The sequence below is a fragment of the Bradyrhizobium diversitatis genome (genome assembly GCF_016031635.1).
Taxonomy (GTDB): Bacteria; Pseudomonadota; Alphaproteobacteria; order Rhizobiales; family Xanthobacteraceae; genus Bradyrhizobium; species Bradyrhizobium diversitatis.
Genome location: NZ_JACEGD010000005.1, coordinates 280,759 through 295,865, shown reverse-complemented (window position 1 = coordinate 295,865; position 15,107 = coordinate 280,759). Strand labels below are relative to the sequence as shown.

At 63.8% G+C, this 15,107-nt stretch carries 13 protein-coding genes; 4 read left to right on the top strand and 9 right to left on the bottom strand.

What is annotated here, in order from left to right; translation table 11 throughout:
* Positions 1–224: transposase (locus tag H1B27_RS06750; RefSeq protein ID WP_197965443.1), on the bottom strand; the 224-nt coding region annotated here is incomplete at its 3' end.
* Positions 225–382: 158 nt separating this feature from the next.
* The gene (locus H1B27_RS06745; protein WP_197965446.1) at positions 383–1,144 is read right to left on the bottom strand and encodes a helix-turn-helix transcriptional regulator; all 762 of its coding nucleotides are present in this window, start codon (positions 1,142–1,144) and stop codon (positions 383–385) included.
* Between the two features lie 187 nt (positions 1,145–1,331).
* Between H1B27_RS06745 and H1B27_RS06740 the strand changes: the two genes are divergently transcribed.
* The 4 genes from H1B27_RS06740 (at position 1,332) to H1B27_RS06725 (ending at position 7,714) form a co-directional block, all read left to right on the top strand.
* Entirely contained in the window at positions 1,332–3,596 is a 2,265-nt protein-coding gene (locus H1B27_RS06740) for a marine proteobacterial sortase target protein (protein ID WP_197965442.1), read from the top strand.
* A 172-nt stretch (positions 3,597–3,768) separates the two neighbouring features.
* Positions 3,769–4,338 (top strand): class GN sortase, encoded by a 570-nt coding sequence (locus H1B27_RS06735; RefSeq protein WP_061880247.1) that lies wholly within the window; start codon positions 3,769–3,771, stop codon positions 4,336–4,338.
* A 140-nt stretch (positions 4,339–4,478) separates the two neighbouring features.
* Positions 4,479–6,695 (top strand): acetate--CoA ligase family protein, encoded by a 2,217-nt coding sequence (locus H1B27_RS06730; protein WP_197965441.1) that lies wholly within the window; start codon positions 4,479–4,481, stop codon positions 6,693–6,695.
* Positions 6,696–6,892: 197 nt separating this feature from the next.
* Positions 6,893–7,714, top strand: a complete 822-nt coding sequence (locus H1B27_RS06725; protein ID WP_197965440.1) for an MlaD family protein — start codon at positions 6,893–6,895, stop codon at positions 7,712–7,714.
* A 346-nt stretch (positions 7,715–8,060) separates the two neighbouring features.
* Here H1B27_RS06725 and H1B27_RS06720 read toward each other — a convergent pair whose 3' ends face one another.
* The 7 genes from H1B27_RS06720 to urtA form a co-directional block, all read right to left on the bottom strand.
* The gene (locus tag H1B27_RS06720; RefSeq protein WP_197965439.1) at positions 8,061–8,438 is read right to left on the bottom strand and encodes an FmdB family zinc ribbon protein; all 378 of its coding nucleotides are present in this window, start codon (positions 8,436–8,438) and stop codon (positions 8,061–8,063) included.
* 194 nt (positions 8,439–8,632) lie between these two features.
* Positions 8,633–9,862, bottom strand: a complete 1,230-nt coding sequence (fmdA, locus tag H1B27_RS06715) for a formamidase (RefSeq protein WP_131874441.1) — start codon at positions 9,860–9,862, stop codon at positions 8,633–8,635.
* A 28-nt stretch (positions 9,863–9,890) separates the two neighbouring features.
* Positions 9,891–10,580 (bottom strand): urea ABC transporter ATP-binding subunit UrtE, encoded by a 690-nt coding sequence (gene urtE, locus H1B27_RS06710; RefSeq protein ID WP_197965438.1) that lies wholly within the window; start codon positions 10,578–10,580, stop codon positions 9,891–9,893.
* A 222-nt stretch (positions 10,581–10,802) separates the two neighbouring features.
* Positions 10,803–11,558 (bottom strand): urea ABC transporter ATP-binding protein UrtD, encoded by a 756-nt coding sequence (gene urtD, locus H1B27_RS06705; RefSeq protein ID WP_197965437.1) that lies wholly within the window; start codon positions 11,556–11,558, stop codon positions 10,803–10,805.
* A gap of 10 nt (positions 11,559–11,568) precedes the next feature.
* Positions 11,569–12,711, bottom strand: coding sequence for an urea ABC transporter permease subunit UrtC (gene urtC / locus H1B27_RS06700; RefSeq protein WP_061879791.1), 1,143 nt, complete (start codon positions 12,709–12,711; stop codon positions 11,569–11,571).
* A 17-nt stretch (positions 12,712–12,728) separates the two neighbouring features.
* The gene (gene urtB, locus H1B27_RS06695; RefSeq protein WP_061879792.1) at positions 12,729–13,655 is read right to left on the bottom strand and encodes an urea ABC transporter permease subunit UrtB; all 927 of its coding nucleotides are present in this window, start codon (positions 13,653–13,655) and stop codon (positions 12,729–12,731) included.
* A gap of 127 nt (positions 13,656–13,782) precedes the next feature.
* On the bottom strand, positions 13,783–15,042 hold the full coding sequence (gene urtA, locus H1B27_RS06690) for an urea ABC transporter substrate-binding protein (RefSeq protein ID WP_197965436.1): 1,260 nt from the start codon (positions 15,040–15,042) through the stop codon (positions 13,783–13,785).
* Positions 15,043–15,107: the final 65 nt, after the last annotated feature.

Here is a 15,107-nt window from a genome sequence, read left to right as displayed (position 1 = left end):
ATGCCCTTCTTGGCCCATCGATTGAAGCGGTTGTAGGCTGTTGTGTAAGGGCCATAGCGCTCCGGCAGATCGCGCCAGGGTGTCCCCGTACGCAGGACGAAGAAGATGCCGTTGAGCACCTTGCGATCATCCGGCCGCGGCCGGCCATTCTTCTTGCCTTCCGCCCCAGGTAACAGCGGAGAGATGATTGTCCACTCGGCGTCTGAAAGATCAAAGCGGGCCATCAGGACCTCCCTTTTGGGAAGCCTTGAATCACTCCGCCTCGTCACTCGCAAGGGGTTTGAGTACAGAACCTAGCTCGCATCAGCTGAAACACGCCCCCAACCCCGATAGCGGCCGAAAAGCCGCTATCTTCTTGTGTGCGAGCGACGCCGAGGCGAGGCTACGCCGGCAGGAAGAGCGCAAAAGGCTCTTCCACCGTGCGACGCAGGTGCTTTCGGTAAACGGCGTAGTTGCCGTCGTCGGGCGCAACCCGCCCCAGGGACGGCTTTGGAATATTCCTGAGCGGCACATAGGCGATGGGCGCGGCGATCGGCGTGAGCTGCGAGCCGGGGCCGGCGCGGAGCGTCGAAATGATGCCGTACATCTCGCCGGCAACCGTCGGCCGCGACACCGTGATCACGCGATGCTGACCGTGCTTGATGATGACGAGGTAGATGAAGCCGGACTGATGGGGAACGGCGACCTCGCCGGTGTGCTCGTAGGCGGCATCTGTCCGATCGCCCTCGCGGAAGACCAGTGAAGAGACTTTCGGCTCCCAGGTGATCTCGGTGCGATAGGCAAAGATCGCGTCCTTGTCGCCGAAGGACGGGCGCAGGGTGATGTAGACGTCCTCGAGCCAAGTCACGGCGCGATGAGCATAGGAGCCGAGGCTGTCGGGCGCGACGTCATTTGCCGCCGGAGGCGTCACCACGATGGCACTTTTGCGCAAGGAGACGCCCAGCGCCTGCTCGAGCCGGACCGTCGTCGCCAGCGTGAACGGCCGGCGGCCGCCGAGCACCTTCTCCAGCGTCGACAGGCTGAGCTTGGCCTGCTCGGCCAGGGCCTGTCGGGAGATCCGGCGTCTGGCCAACTCTTCGCGAATGGTCTCCGCGATCTCGCGGCTCTGCTCGTCCGAAAGCTGCTTGTCGGCCTGCATTTGCATCATCAACCCTGCCCTGGGAGCGCCATTCTAGCAGGGCGGACAAACCAGCACAAAACCGCACAGGGCCGCCCGACGGCGGCCTGCTCGCGCCGGCCGCGGCGGAACATTGCCGATCATTCTGCTCGCGACATCAGCCTCTCCAGGCCGATCCTGAGGGCCAGCAAACAGCCAACAGGAGCAGGCCAAAATGGATACCTACGACACAGCCGACGGCGACGAACACCCCGTACTGGGCCGGCTGATCAAGCTCGGATTATTCCTTCTCGCGCAGGGCGTCGCGGTGATGCTGGTGGCCTTCGTGGCCCTGCTGGTGAGGTTCGGGACGGCCTGGTCGGCAACGGCGGAGCACGCCAGCCTCCTCCAACCTGGCGAGGCACGGTCGGGCAGCCTGCTCCTGAAGGAAGACGGCGCCTATACCGAGGCGGTCCGCCTCGGCACCGACATCGAGATCACCGTATCGGGTCCGACGCTGCGCGCCCGCGTCACGCAACTGTTCCGCAATCCGACCAAGGACTGGGTCGCGGCCACCTATGTCTATCCGCTCGCAGCCAATGGTGCCGTCGACACACTGAAGATGGTGGTCGGCGACCACGTCATCGTCGGCGACATCAAGGAGCGGCAGCAAGCCCGCGTGATCTACGAACAGGCGCGAAGCGCCGGACAGAAGGCCGCGCTCACCGAGCAGGAGCGCCCCAACATCTTTACCAACTCGGTCGCCAATATCGGTCCCGGCGAGACCGTGCTGGTGCAGATTGAGTATCAGGAGCCGGTGCATCAAACCGGCGACGAATATTCGCTCCGCGTGCCGCTGGTGGTCGCCCCGCGCTACAATCCGGCGCCGATCGTGCAAAGCGTCGACTTCCGCAAGGACGGCTCCGGCTGGGGCGCAGCGACGTCTGATCCGGTTCCGGATCGCGACCGCATCTCGCCGCCTGTGCTGGATCCCGCCAGACATGCGCCGGTCAACCCGACCAGCATCACGGTGCGCCTGAAGGCCGGGTTTGCACTCGGCGAGGTCAGGAGCCACCACCATAACGTCAAGGTCGAGAGTCCGGACGACACGACGCGTATCGTCACGCTCGCTGATGGCGCTTTCGCCGCCGACCGTGATTTCGAGCTGACCTGGAAGCCGGCCGCCGGGATGGCGCCATCCGTTGGCCTGTTCCGCGAGCATGTTGGCGATTCCGACTACCTGCTCGCCTTCGTCACTCCGCCCGGCGTCGAGCAGGCAACGCAGAAGCCGCTGCCCCGCGAGGTCGTGTTCGTGATCGACAATTCCGGATCGATGGGCGGCACCTCCATCGTGCAGGCCAAGGCGAGCCTGCTCTATGCCCTCGGCCGGCTGCAGCCAAATGACCGCTTCAACGTGATCCGTTTCGACGACACCATGGACGTGCTGTTTCCGGCTTCCGTGCCGGCGGATGCCGCGCATGTCGGCGAAGCGACCTCGTTCGTCAGCGACTTGCAGGCGCGCGGCGGCACCGAGATGGTACCGGCGATGCGCGCTGCGCTCGCCGACAAGATCAGTGACAGCAGCATGGTCCGCCAGGTCGTGTTCCTGACCGACGGCGCGATCGGCAACGAGCAGCAATTATTCGAGGCGATCACGGCCATGCGCGGCCGTTCGCGCGTGTTCATGGTCGGCATCGGCTCGGCGCCCAACACCCACCTGATGACGCGCGCCGCCGAGCTCGGCCGCGGTGCCTTCACCCATATCGGCTCCGTCGAGCAGGTCGAGGAGCGCATGCGCGGCCTGTTCGCCAAGCTGGAGAATCCGGCGGTGACCGGCCTCACCGCAAGATTCTCCGACGCCAAGGCCGACATCACCCCGGCGATCATTCCGGACGTCTATCGTGACGAGCCGCTGGTGCTGGCGGCCAGGCTCGACAAGCTTGCGGGCTCCCTCGAGATCAAGGGACGCGTCGGCGATCGCCCGTGGTCGGTGACGCTGCCGCTGCAGAGCGCCGCTGAAGGCATGGGCCTGTCGAAGCTCTGGGCCAAGCGCAAAATCGGCGATGCCGAAGTGGCGCGCGCCATGCGCGAGATGACGCCCGAAGAATCCGACAAGGCGATCCTGGCGCTGGCGCTCGATCATCAGATCGTCACGCGGCTCACCAGCCTCGTTGCGGTCGACAGGACGCCGAGCCGGCCCGAAGGCGAACCGCTCAAGCTCAGCGACCTCCCGATCAATCTTCCGGCCGGCTGGGATTTCGAGAAAGTGTTCGGCGAGCGGCCGCACCTGACGCCGACACAGCTGCGCGAACGCCATGCCGACGCGCGCAACCAGCCGTCAGCGAGGCAACCGAAACCCGCGGCACCCGACACGATCCGCCTGCCAAAAACTGCAACCTCGGCCGAACTGAAGATGATCGCAGGCCTGATCCTGATCGTGCTCGCCCTGATCCTGTTCGTGTTCAACCGGCGTCGGCGCTTGCTCGCCGACGCCGCTTGAGAGAGGAGCCTCCCCGAACTCCTCTGTTAGCGCGCGCGGCTGCCCGTCCCCTATCAACGGCCGCGCGCTTTTTTTCCCACTGTCATTGCGAGCGCAGCGAAGCAATCCAGGCTGCCTCCGCGGAAAGATTCTGGATTGCTTCGCTTCGCTCGCAATGACGATCGTGGATAAAATGCCCCGCCTCATCTCTCCCCTGGTACTGGCACTGATCGGCCTCATCCTGTTCGGCGACGGCGCCTATATCCACGCCAAGGCGTGGCTGGCTCAGGTGCTGCTGGAGCGCGCTTTCGACCGAAGCATTGCGACGGGACAGGCGGTGAAGCCATGGTCGTGGGCCGACACCTGGCCGGTCGCGCGGATCGAGGTCAAGCGGATCGGCGCCAGCGTCATCGTGCTGGAAGGCGCGAGCGGACAGGCGCTCGCTTTTGGCCCCGGCCATATCCACCAAACGGCTGATGCGGGTGAACGCGGGATTGCGGTCTATGCCGCCCATCGCGACACTCATTTCCGCTTCCTGCAGCATGTCGCCATTGGTGACATCATCGATGTCACACGTCGCGACGGTCGACATTTCAGCTATCGCGCGGATTCCTCGGCCGTGGTCCGTTTCGATGCATCGGGCATCGACGCCACGACACAGGGCTTCGAGCTTGTTCTCGCGACCTGCTGGCCATTCGACGCCGTCACCTCCGGCCCCGAGCGCTATATCCTTCATGCAACATTGGTTGGAGCCGACAGGTAGATCACTCCCCGAGCCGACGACACACGCCAGCGTCGCTCATTCCACCGTACGGCATACCACCCCCAAGGTTGCCACTCCGAAGGACTCGCCATAGAACGGAGCGGCACTCGACCAAGAAGAACAACAGGAGAGCTCACGGCATGGAAGCCCAGGTGTCTGCTGCGTCCGCGTTCCATCCATGGTCTCCACCGTCCGATGCCAGCGACATCGTCAAGGGCATCCACGCCATGCTGCATCCGCGCAACATCGTGTTGGTGGGTGCAACCGACAAGCCAGGCAATTATGCCGAGCGCATCTGGAACAATCTGGTCAAATACGGGTTCGAGGGCGGCCTCTATCCGGTCAACGCCAAGCGCGACGCCATCTGGGGCGTCCCCTGCTACAAGGATTTTGCGAGCCTCCCCGAGAAGCCCGATCACGTCCTGGTGCTGGTGCCGGCGCGCTTCGCCGTGCAGGTGATCCGCGACGCCGGCGCGGCCGGCGCGCGGTCAGCCACGATCGTCACCTCGGGATTCAGCGAGTTGCAAGATGACGAAAGCCAGAAGCTTGCCGCCGAACTGCAGGCGGCCGTGCGCGAGACGGGCCTTGCCGTCACCGGCCCGAACTGCCTCGGCAACTTAAGCGCCGGCGAAAAGCTCTTCACCAACATCGACGATCGAATCGTCACCATGGAACAGGGCGCGGTGGCGATCGCCGGTCAATCCGGCGCGATCGTCATGGCGATCCGCCAGACGCTGGAGGATCGCGGCGTCGGGGTCGGCTACATGGTGACGACAGGCAACGAGGCCGGACTCGAGACGCCAGACCTGATGCGCTATTTCGCCGAGGATCCGAGCATCAAGGTGATCGTCGTCTACCTCGAAGGCGTACGCAATACCAAGGCCTTCCGCGACGCCTGCAAGGCGGCGCGTGCGGCGAGCAAGCCCGTGATCGCGCTCAAGCTCGGTGCATCCGAGGGCGGCCGCGCCGCGGCGATGGCGCATACCGGAGCGCTCGCTGGCTCGATCGAGACGTTCGACGCCATTGCAACGCGTGAAGGCGTCATCCGGGTCGGCGGGCTCGACGAGCTGATCGAGACCACCGAATGCTTCGTGCACGCTGCCGTGCCCAAAGGCGGCCGGCTTGCCGCCGTCACGCTCTCCGGCGGCAAACGCGGCATGCTGATCGATGCCTTCTACGCCGCGGGCCTGAATTTCGCGCCGCTGAGCCCGCATGTCAGCTCGGAGTTGGCGAAGATGCTAGGTCCCGGCTCGATCGTCGGCAATCCGCTCGACGCCGGCTTTGCCGCGGTCGTCGATCCCTCCGTCTATATGAAGTCGATCAAGCTGATGATCGACGACCCCGATATCGACATCGTCATCGTCGATGCCGAACTGCCGAAGGCCCCGCACGAGCTGCGCGAGCGCAACTTGCGCATCGTCGACGAGATGGCGGGGCAGGCCGGCAAGCCGGTGATCTATATCAGCGCGATGTCGATCGGCTTCACCGAGTACACCAAGGATTTGCGCAAGTCGCTGCCGCATCTTGCGGTCATGCAGGGCATGGACCGTGCGGTAACCGCGATCAAGTCGCTGCTCGACTACGCGAAGCTGCGCAAAGAGGTGCCCGACATCGTCTCGAGCTCGAAGCCCGCCGCGCGCGCCGTGCTGGAGAAGACATTGAGATTGGCGACTGGTGCCGCGCTCGACGAAGTCGCCTCGAAGAAGCTCCTCAAGGCTTACGGCATCCCGATCTCGAAGGAGGCGATCGCGCAGACGGCGGCCGAAGCGGTGAAAATTGCGCAGCAGATCGGATTCCCGGTCGTGGCAAAGGTCGTCAGCGCGGAGATCCTGCACAAGTCCGACATCGGCGGCGTGGTGCTGAACCTCAACAGCGCGGCCGAGGTGAAGAAGGCGTTCGCCGACATCACGGCACGGGTCAGGAAGCTGAAGGGCAAGCCGAAGCTCGACGGCATCCTGATCGCGCAGCAGGTCGAGGCCGAGCTCGAGCTGGTGGTGGGCGCCGCGCTCGATGCCGAGATGGGGCCGGTCGTGCTGTTCGGCACCGGCGGCATCGACATCGAGCTGATGAAGGACGTCGCGCTCGCCGGCGCGCCACTGGACGAGAGCGAAGCACGGCTCCTGATCGGCCGCACCAAGGCCGGCATCAAGATGCGAGGCTATCGCGGCAGGCCGGCCTTGCACGAGGCCTCGGCGGTGAAGGCGCTGGTCGGCCTCTCCAACCTGATCGCGAATGCCGGTGACCGGATCGCCTCGATCGACATCAACCCGTTCCTGATCAACACCAGGACGGGCGTGGCCGTTGATGCGCTGATCGTGCTGAACAATGCTGCGGCAAGACGCGCGGCTGGACATTGAAGCACCGCAGGGTAGATCAGCGCAGCGTGATCCACCAAATTGGCCCATCCGCACGCAAGGCGTCGGCGGGTTACGCTTCCGCCTCGCTCTTCGAGTGGCGGCCGACAAGTCGTTAACCCGCCCGCTCTAATTTGACGGCCAAAGCTCCATCCAGGCTCCTTCCAACTTCACCGCTTTGGCCGTAGAATCGTCCCTGCATGGCGCGCGCGAGCAATCTTGTGATCGGAACGGCAACGCTGGCGGCGATCGCCGTGGCGTTCGGTGGCCTGCTCGGCGTGCAGAAATGGCGCACCGTCCAGAGCCGCAGCCAGTTGCGCGTGGTATTCGAGGGCGGCTCCGCCAGCGGCCTGCGCCGCGGCGGGCCGGTCAATTTCGACGGCGTGCCGGCCGGCCAGATCCTGTCGATCAAGCTGGATAGCCCCCGCAGGATCGTGGCGCTGGTGATGCTCGACAACACCGCACCGATCCGCAAGGACACCGTGGCGGGCATCGAGTTCCAGGGCCTCACCGGCATTGCCGCGATCTCGCTGATCGGCGGCGCGCCCTCTGCGCCGCCGGTGCCGCTGGACACGGACGGCATTCCCGTGCTGACGGCCGATCTCAGCGACGCCGAATCCATCGTCGAAACGCTGCACAGCGTCGACCGCACGATCGTGAACAACGCGCCGGCGATCAAGGAGGGCCTGCGCACGTTCGAGGGCCACACCGCCGACCTCAGAGCCAAGGGCGCGGAAATCGATTCGGTCATGGCCAAGGTCGACAGCGCCTTTGCCGGATTCGACAAGGCGGTCGCCAAGATCGAGAGCGCGGTGCCGGGCTTCGTCGATGGCAAGGCCGACGAGCTCCTGGAGAAGATCAAGGGATTGCACGAGCTTGCCGACACCATGAAGAAGAAGTCGGCGACCTACCTCGAAGACATCCGCCGCTCGCTGCTCGACGTCAGCGAGACCGCCAACAAGATGAGCGGGACACCTGCGCCCCCGCGTCCACCGCGCAGGCCCACGGAGCAGAAGCGGTGATGCTCTTTCTTACCCTCCCCGGCAAGCGGAGGGCGATCGCATATGGATTTCAGGAGAATTGTCGGCGGGCTTGCTTCGCCTCTCCCGCTTGCGGGAGAGGCCGCCGCGCTCGCAGAGCGCGGCGGGTGAGGGCTCTTGCCACCGAGGGATAACCTCCGCATATCACGACAATCCCGCCGCCGCGATACCCCCACCTCAACCCTCCCCCGCAAGCGGGAGAGGGAGCCCAGTCCCGACGCCGAAGCATCGTTCACGCCATCTGCGATAGCCCTGCCGTGAAGCTTGTCGACCGCTCCTGTATTTGACTCGCTGTTCTGGGTCGCCGCCGATCAGGCGGTCGCGCAGGTTAGTGGCTGATCATCCAGGGCCGCGCCGTCGGAAAACCCTTGGCGCCGCTCCTGGTCTTGGTCATCAGCCGCGCCGGCTTCTTCCTGTCCGTCGCGCCCTTGTCCTTCACGGTCTTGCCGGAGGAGCAGCAGCCGCAGCCCGGGCCATGCGAGGCCTTGTATTGCGCCAGCGTCTGCGGCGCGTGCGTGCTGCGTTCGTTGACGGCGTGCGCCTTGCGCTTCTCCGCCGGCATGCAGAAGAAGTTCGGCGCAGTCAGGATGACGCGGGGCGCCAGCGTCTCGCAGTGCGGGCAGCTTTGCGGATCGTCGCACTCCGCCATCGGGCGCAGGTCCTTGAAGGGACCGCAGTCGTCACAGAGATATTCGTAGACCGGCATCTTGTATCCCTTCGCGTTCGGTCATGGCGGAGCGTCCGCTTCACCTCGCCCCGCTTGCGGGGAGAGGTCGGAACGCGTCGCAAGATGCGTTCCGGGTGAGGGGAGTTTCAGCAGACTCACTGTCATCGTTCGTGCGGAGGCAGCCCCTCACCCCAACCCTCTCCCCGTAAGAACGGGGAGAGGGAGCGCAAGCGTCACTTGTCAGGCGAGATCGGCATTTGGATGTCGCCGGTGATGTGCTTTATGGGACCGGCCGCCGACGGCATCACGTCGAAGTCGAAGATCTCGGTCGGCAGCCACAGCGTGGCGCAGGCGTTGGGCACGTCGACCACGCCGGAGATGTGGCCCTGGCACGGCGCGGTGCCGAGGATCGAATAGGCCTGGGCGCCGGAATAGCCGAACTTCTTCAGATACTCGATCGCATTCAAGCAAGCCTGACGATAGGCGATGTGGACGTCGAGATAGTGCTGCTTGCCAGCCTCGTCCACCGAGATGCCTTCGAAGATCAGATAGTCCTTGTAGTTCGGCGTGATCGGCGACGGCTTGAAGATCGGGTTCTTGATGCCGTATTTCGACATGCCGTCCTTGATCACCTCGACCTTCAGGTGCAGCCAGCCGGCCATCTCGATGGCGCCGCAGAAGGTGATCTCGCCGTCGCCCTGGCTGAAGTGCAGGTCGCCCATCGAGAGACCGGCGCCGGGAACATAGACCGGGAAGTAGATCTTCGAGCCGCGCGAGAGATCCTTGATGTCGCAATTGCCGCCATGCTCGCGCGGCGGCACGGTGCGCGCGCCTTCTGCGCCGATCTTGGCTTTCACATCGCCCTTGGCGCGGCCGCCATGGGCGGTCGGCGCGAAAGGCGGATTGGCAAGGCCGGGCACGCGGGTCGGATTGGTCGAGATCAGCTCGGCCTCGCGCTTGTTCCACATGTCCAGCATCTTCGGATCGGGCAGGCAGCCGATCAGGCCGGGATGGATCAGGCCGGCGAAGTTGACGCCGGGCACGTGACGGGACGAGGTGTAGAGGCCCTTGATGTCCCAGATCGACTTCTGCGCCAGCGGGAAGTGGTCGGTGAGGAAGCCGCCGCCGTTCTGCTTGGAGAAGAAGCCGTTGAAGCCCCACAGGCTCTCCTTGAGTGGACCGACGTCGAGCAGGTCGACGACGAGGAGGTCGCCGGGCTCGGCGCCCTTGACGCCGATCGGGCCGGACAGGAAGTGCACGATCGACAGGTCGATGTCGCGCACGTCGTCGGCGGAATCGTTGTTCTTGATGAAGCCGCCGGTCCAGTCATAGGTCTCGATGATGAAATCGTCGCCGGGATTGACCCAGGCCACGATCGGGATGTCGGGGTGCCAGCGGTTGTGCACCATGTCATTTTCATAGGCCGATTTGGTGAGATCGACCTTGATCAGTGTCTCTGGCATCGAGATGCTCCCCTTTTACTACGGTTGGTTAGACGGACAGATATTTCGAGACCTGCGCGGCATCGACGGCATCGCGCCGATCGTCGCGCACGATCTCGCCGTTCTCGATCACCAGCACGCGGTCGGCGATATCGAGCGCAAAGCTCAGGACCTGCTCGGATACGACGATCGAGAGACCCTTCTCGTCGCGGATGCGCTTCAAGGTGCGCGCCATCTCCTTGATGATCGACGGCTGGATGCCTTCGGTCGGCTCGTCCAGCAGCAGCACTTTCGGCTTGGTCGCGAGCGCACGCGCGATCGCGAGCTGCTGCTGCTGGCCGCCGGAGAGATTGCCGCCGCGGCGATCCTTCATCTCGAGCAGGACCGGAAATAATTCGTAGATGTCGCCGGGCACTTCGGAGCCGCCGGAGACGACGAGCCCGGTCTCGATGTTCTCCTTCACCGTCATGGTGGAAAAGATCATGCGGCCCTGCGGCACATAGGCGATCCACTTGGCGACGCGCTCGTAGCTTTTGAGGCTGCCGAGCTCGGTGCCGTCCATGGACACCGAGCCGCTTTTGGCCGGCAGGATCCCCATCAGCGACTTCATCAGCGTGGTCTTGCCCATGCCGTTGCGACCCATGATCGCAACGATCTCGTTGGGCGCGACCTTGACGTTGAGGCCGTGCAGCACCTCGCTCTGCCCGTAGGCGACGTGGAGATCGGAAATTGCCAGCATCGATTGCTCCTAAGCTCGGCATGCCTTCCTTCTCCCCTTGTGGGAGAAGGTGGCGCGGACGAAGTCCGCGACGGATGAGGGGTGTGCATCGGCGAATGCGAATGGCAATTTGACTCGCGGAGAGATACCCCTCACCCGGATCGCTTGCGCGATCCGACCTCTCCCACAAGGGGAGAGGTGCACCGGCGTTGCCGAAACAGGCTCGCTTGACGTCATCATACGCTAGTGCCCCAGATAGACTTCGATGACCTTGGGATCGTTCTTGACCTTCTCCATGGTGCCTTCCGAGAGGATCTGCCCCTGGTGCAGCACGGTGACCTTGTGCGCGATGTCCTCGACGAATTTCATGTCGTGCTCGATCACCAGCACCGAACGGTTCTTGATGATGCGGTTGAGCAGCTCGGCGGTCTTGGCGCGTTCGGATACGCTCATGCCGGCGACGGGCTCGTCGAGCATCAGCAAGTCGGGATCCTGGATCAGCAGCATGCCGATCTCGAGCCACTGCTTCTGGCCATGGCTGAGCTCGTCGGCATAGGTGCTGAGCTTGTCCTTGAGGAAGATCATCTCCGCGACCTCCTCGACCCGGTCCTTCACCGGCTGGTCGCGCTGAAAGGTCAGCGAGCCGAACACGGTGCGACCGCGCGGAAACGAGATCTCGAGATTCTCGAACACGGTGAGATCCTCGAACACCGACGGCGTCTGGAACTTGCGCCCGACGCCGGTCTGCACGATCTCGTTCTCCCTCATCTTCGTGAGCTCCTTGCCACGAAACTGGATCGAGCCCGACGTCGCCTTGGTCTTGCCGCAGATCAGGTCAAGCACCGTGGTCTTGCCCGCACCGTTGGGACCGATGATGACGCGGATCTCGTTCTCCTCGACGTAGAAGGAGAGATCGTTGACCGCCTTGAACCCGTCGAACGAGACGGTGAGGCCGGACACGGCAAGCAGGAAGTCCTTGGGTTGGTGTCCAACGAGCATGCTGATCTCCTCACTCTGCCGGCGCGCCGTCGGCGACGGAATTGTCGGTCCAGCCCGCCTTCGCCTTGCGCGAGGCGAACAGCCGGTCGATGCGTGGCTGCACGTAATCGGCCCAGAGCCCGGACAGGCCGTTCGGGAAGGCAAGCACGACCGCGATGAACAGCGCGCCGAGGCCGAACAGCCAGAGCTGCGGGAAGGATTCCGACAGGCTGGTCTTGGCGAAGTTCACCAGGATGGCGCCCCAGATCGCGCCGAAGATCGACGTCCGCCCACCGACGGCGGTGTAAATCACCATCTCGATCGACGGCACGATGCCGACGAAGGACGGCGACATGAAACCGACATTGAGCGCGAACATGGCGCCGCCGATCGCGGCGAAGATCGCAGCCATGCAGAAGGCAAAGATCTTGAAGTTGGCGACGCTGTAGCCGGAGAAGCGGACGCGGTCTTCCTGCTCGCGCATCGCGACCAGGATGCGGCCGAGCTTGGTCAGGCGGATGAACTGTGCGATGCCGATGCAGGCGAACAGCAGCACCACCTCGACGAAGTACAGGATGACCTTGGCGTGGTCGGGCCGGATATCCCAACCCTTGAGCGTGCGCAGATCGGTCATGCCGTTGATGCCGCCGGTGTAGCCCTGCTGCCCGACGATCAGAATGGTCAGGATGGCGGCGACCGCCTGGGTGATGATCGCGAAGTAGGTGCCGCCGACGCGGCGCTTAAACATCGCGGTGCCGATGATCAGGGCGAAAAGACCGGGCACCAGGATGATGGCGAGGATGGTGAAGGTCAGGCTGTGAAACGGTTGCCAGAACAACGGCAGCGACGTGATCTGATTCCAGTCCATGAAGTCGGGAATACCGGGCGTCGACTGGATCTTGGTGTTCTCGACGCTGGAGGCCTCGAGCTTGAGGAACATCGCCATGCAGTAGCCGCCGAGGCCGAAGAACACGCCCTGCCCCAGGCTCAGAATGCCACCATAGCCCCAGCACAGCACGAGGCCGAGCGCAACGAAGGCGTAGGTCAGGTATTTCGCGACGAGGTTGAGGCGGAATACGTCCAGCGACAGCGGCAGGATCACGAACAACACGGCGGCCAGGACGATGAAGCCCGTGAGTTCGGAGCGATTGAAGAAGCGTGAGTTGATGATCATGGCTTGCCTGCTTCTCGTTATTTGCGGACTTTGAGGGCGAAGAGGCCCTGCGGCCGCAGCATCAGGATGCCGACGACAGCGAGCAGCGTGAGCACCTTGGCCATCGAGCCCGACATGAAGAACTCGAGGGTCGATTGCGTCTGCGAGATCGAGAAGGCCGAGGCGATGGTGCCGAGCAGGCTCGCGGCACCGCCGAACACGACCACCAGGAACGTGTCGACGATGTAGAGCTGACCGGAGGTCGGACCGGTGGAGCCGATCATGGTGAACGCGCTACCGGCGACGCCCGCAATGCCGCAGCCGAGTCCGAACGTATAGCGATCGACCTTCTCGGTGTTGATGCCGACCGCGCCGGCCATGATGCGATTCTGCACCACCGCACGTACCTGGCGGCCCCAGCGCGACAGGTAGAGAACATAGGCGACGGAAACGGTGATCAGCACGGTGAGACCCATCACGAAGACGCCGTTGATCGGCACTTCGATGCTGTCGGTCACGTGCAGCGAACCGAGCATCCATTGCGGCAGCTCGACGCCGACCTCACGCGCGCCGAACACGGAGCGATAGGCCTGCTGGAGCATCAGGCTGAGGCCCCAGGTGGCGAGCAGCGTGTCGAGCGGGCGCTTGTAGAGGTGCCGTATCAGCACCCACTCCACCAGCATGCCCAGGGCGCCGGATGCGATGAAGGCCAGGATCATCGCGAGGAAGAAGTAGCCGCCGAACAGGCTCGGCATGTAGGCCTGGAAGAGATTTGAGGTCATCCAGGTGACGTAGGCCCCGAGGATCATGAACTCGCCATGGGCCATGTTGATGACGCCCATCTGGCCGAAGATGATGGCAAGCCCGAGCGCCATGAGGACATAGACGGAGAACAGGATCAGTCCGGCAAAACCCTGCATGACGAAGATCGAGCCAAGGTCGCCAATCGAATAATCGCCGAACATCTATGTCCTCCGTCGAGATGGGATCCCGCGTCGCGAGCAGGTTCGCGACGCGGGGGCTTGAGGCATGGACTTGCGATCCACGCCAGGGAGCGGCTTGGTATCGGGGAGAAAGCGCGACGGATGCCGCTTACTGGTAACCCTTCGGGAACGGATCGGGCTCGACGAGATCGGCGGTCTCGTAGATCAGCTCGAACTGGCCATCCAGCTTGGCGCGACCGACCCGGGTCTTCGACCAGAGATGATGGTTCTCGTGGATGCGGACGTAACCTTCCGGGGCCCCCTTGAACTCGACACCGGGCGAGGCCGCCGCGATCTTGTCGACGTCGAAGGAGCCGGCCTTCTCGACCGTCAATTTCCACAGCCACGGTCCGAGATAGGCAGCCTGCGTGACGTCTCCGATCACGGTCTTCTCGCCCCACATTTTCTTGAAGGCGGGCACGAAGGCCTTGTTGTTGGGATTGTCGAGCGACTGGAAGTACTTCATGCAGGCGTACGCACCCGCAATGTTCTCGCCACCGATGCCGTCGATTTCGTCCTCGGTGACCGAGATCGTCAGCAGCGGCTGCTTGGCGAGGTCGATGCCGGCGGCCTTGAGCTGCTTGTAGAAGGCCACGTTGGAGCCACCGACGACGTCGGTGAAGATCACGTCGGGCTTGGTCAGCTTGATCTTGTTGATGACCGAGTTGAACTGAGTGCTGCCGAGCGCATAGTACTCCTCGCCGACGACCTTGCCCTTCAGGACGTTCTCGACGTGCTTGCGCGCGATCTTGTTCGAGGTGCGCGGCCAGATGTAGTCGGAGCCGATGAAGAAGAAGGTCTTCGCGCCCTTCTCCTTGGCGATCCAGTTCAGGCCGGCGAGAATCTGCTGGGTCGCCTCCTGGCCGGTGTAGATCACGTTCTTGGACTGCTCGAGGCCTTCGTAGAAGGTCGGGTAATAGAGCATGCCGTTATACTGCTCGACGACCGGCAGCACCGCCTTGCGCGAGGCCGAGGTCCAGCAGCCCATGATGGCCGCGACCTTGTCGTTGACCAGCAGCTTCTTGGCCTTTTCGGCGAAGGTCGGCCAATCGGAGGCGCCGTCCTCCTGGATGAACTTGATCTTGCGGCCGAGGACGCCTCCGGCCGCGTTGATCTGCTCGATCGCGAGCTTTTCGGCCTCGATCGAGCCGGTCTCGGAGATCGCCATGGTGCCGGTCGCCGAGTGCAGGATGCCGACCGTCACCTCGGTGTCGGTGACCGCAAGACCCGTGGTGTTGACCGCCGAGGTCGCCGGGGCCTGCGCAAAGGACACCCGCGGCAGCATCGTGATAGCAGGCACGGCGGCCATCCCCATCAACAATTTGCGCCGAAGCGGCGACAATAGGCCCTTGTTTGCTTCGTCTGACATGAGCACCCCACTTTTGTTCGAGAACGCGCTATTGGTGGCCGTGAGGATGGCTCGAATTTATGCAG

Excerpts from the sequence above, each read along its gene's own strand:
- H1B27_RS06735 (WP_061880247.1), top strand. The coding sequence starts at position 3,769 with ATGCCCCGCCTCATCTCTCCCCTGGTACTGGCACTGATCGGCCTCATC.
- urtD (WP_197965437.1), bottom strand. The coding sequence starts at position 11,558 with ATGCTCGTTGGACACCAACCCAAGGACTTCCTGCTTGCCGTGTCCGGC.
- H1B27_RS06740 (WP_197965442.1), top strand. The coding sequence starts at position 1,332 with ATGGATACCTACGACACAGCCGACGGCGACGAACACCCCGTACTGGGC.
- H1B27_RS06720 (WP_197965439.1), bottom strand. The coding sequence starts at position 8,438 with ATGCCGGTCTACGAATATCTCTGTGACGACTGCGGTCCCTTCAAGGAC.
- urtC (WP_061879791.1), bottom strand. The coding sequence starts at position 12,711 with ATGATCATCAACTCACGCTTCTTCAATCGCTCCGAACTCACGGGCTTC.
- urtB (WP_061879792.1), bottom strand. The coding sequence starts at position 13,655 with ATGTTCGGCGATTATTCGATTGGCGACCTTGGCTCGATCTTCGTCATG.
- H1B27_RS06745 (WP_197965446.1), bottom strand. The coding sequence starts at position 1,144 with ATGCAAATGCAGGCCGACAAGCAGCTTTCGGACGAGCAGAGCCGCGAG.
- fmdA (WP_131874441.1), bottom strand. The coding sequence starts at position 9,862 with ATGCCAGAGACACTGATCAAGGTCGATCTCACCAAATCGGCCTATGAA.
- H1B27_RS06725 (WP_197965440.1), top strand. The coding sequence starts at position 6,893 with ATGGCGCGCGCGAGCAATCTTGTGATCGGAACGGCAACGCTGGCGGCG.
- urtA (WP_197965436.1), bottom strand. The coding sequence starts at position 15,042 with ATGTCAGACGAAGCAAACAAGGGCCTATTGTCGCCGCTTCGGCGCAAA.
- urtE (WP_197965438.1), bottom strand. The coding sequence starts at position 10,580 with ATGCTGGCAATTTCCGATCTCCACGTCGCCTACGGGCAGAGCGAGGTG.
- H1B27_RS06730 (WP_197965441.1), top strand. The coding sequence starts at position 4,479 with ATGGAAGCCCAGGTGTCTGCTGCGTCCGCGTTCCATCCATGGTCTCCA.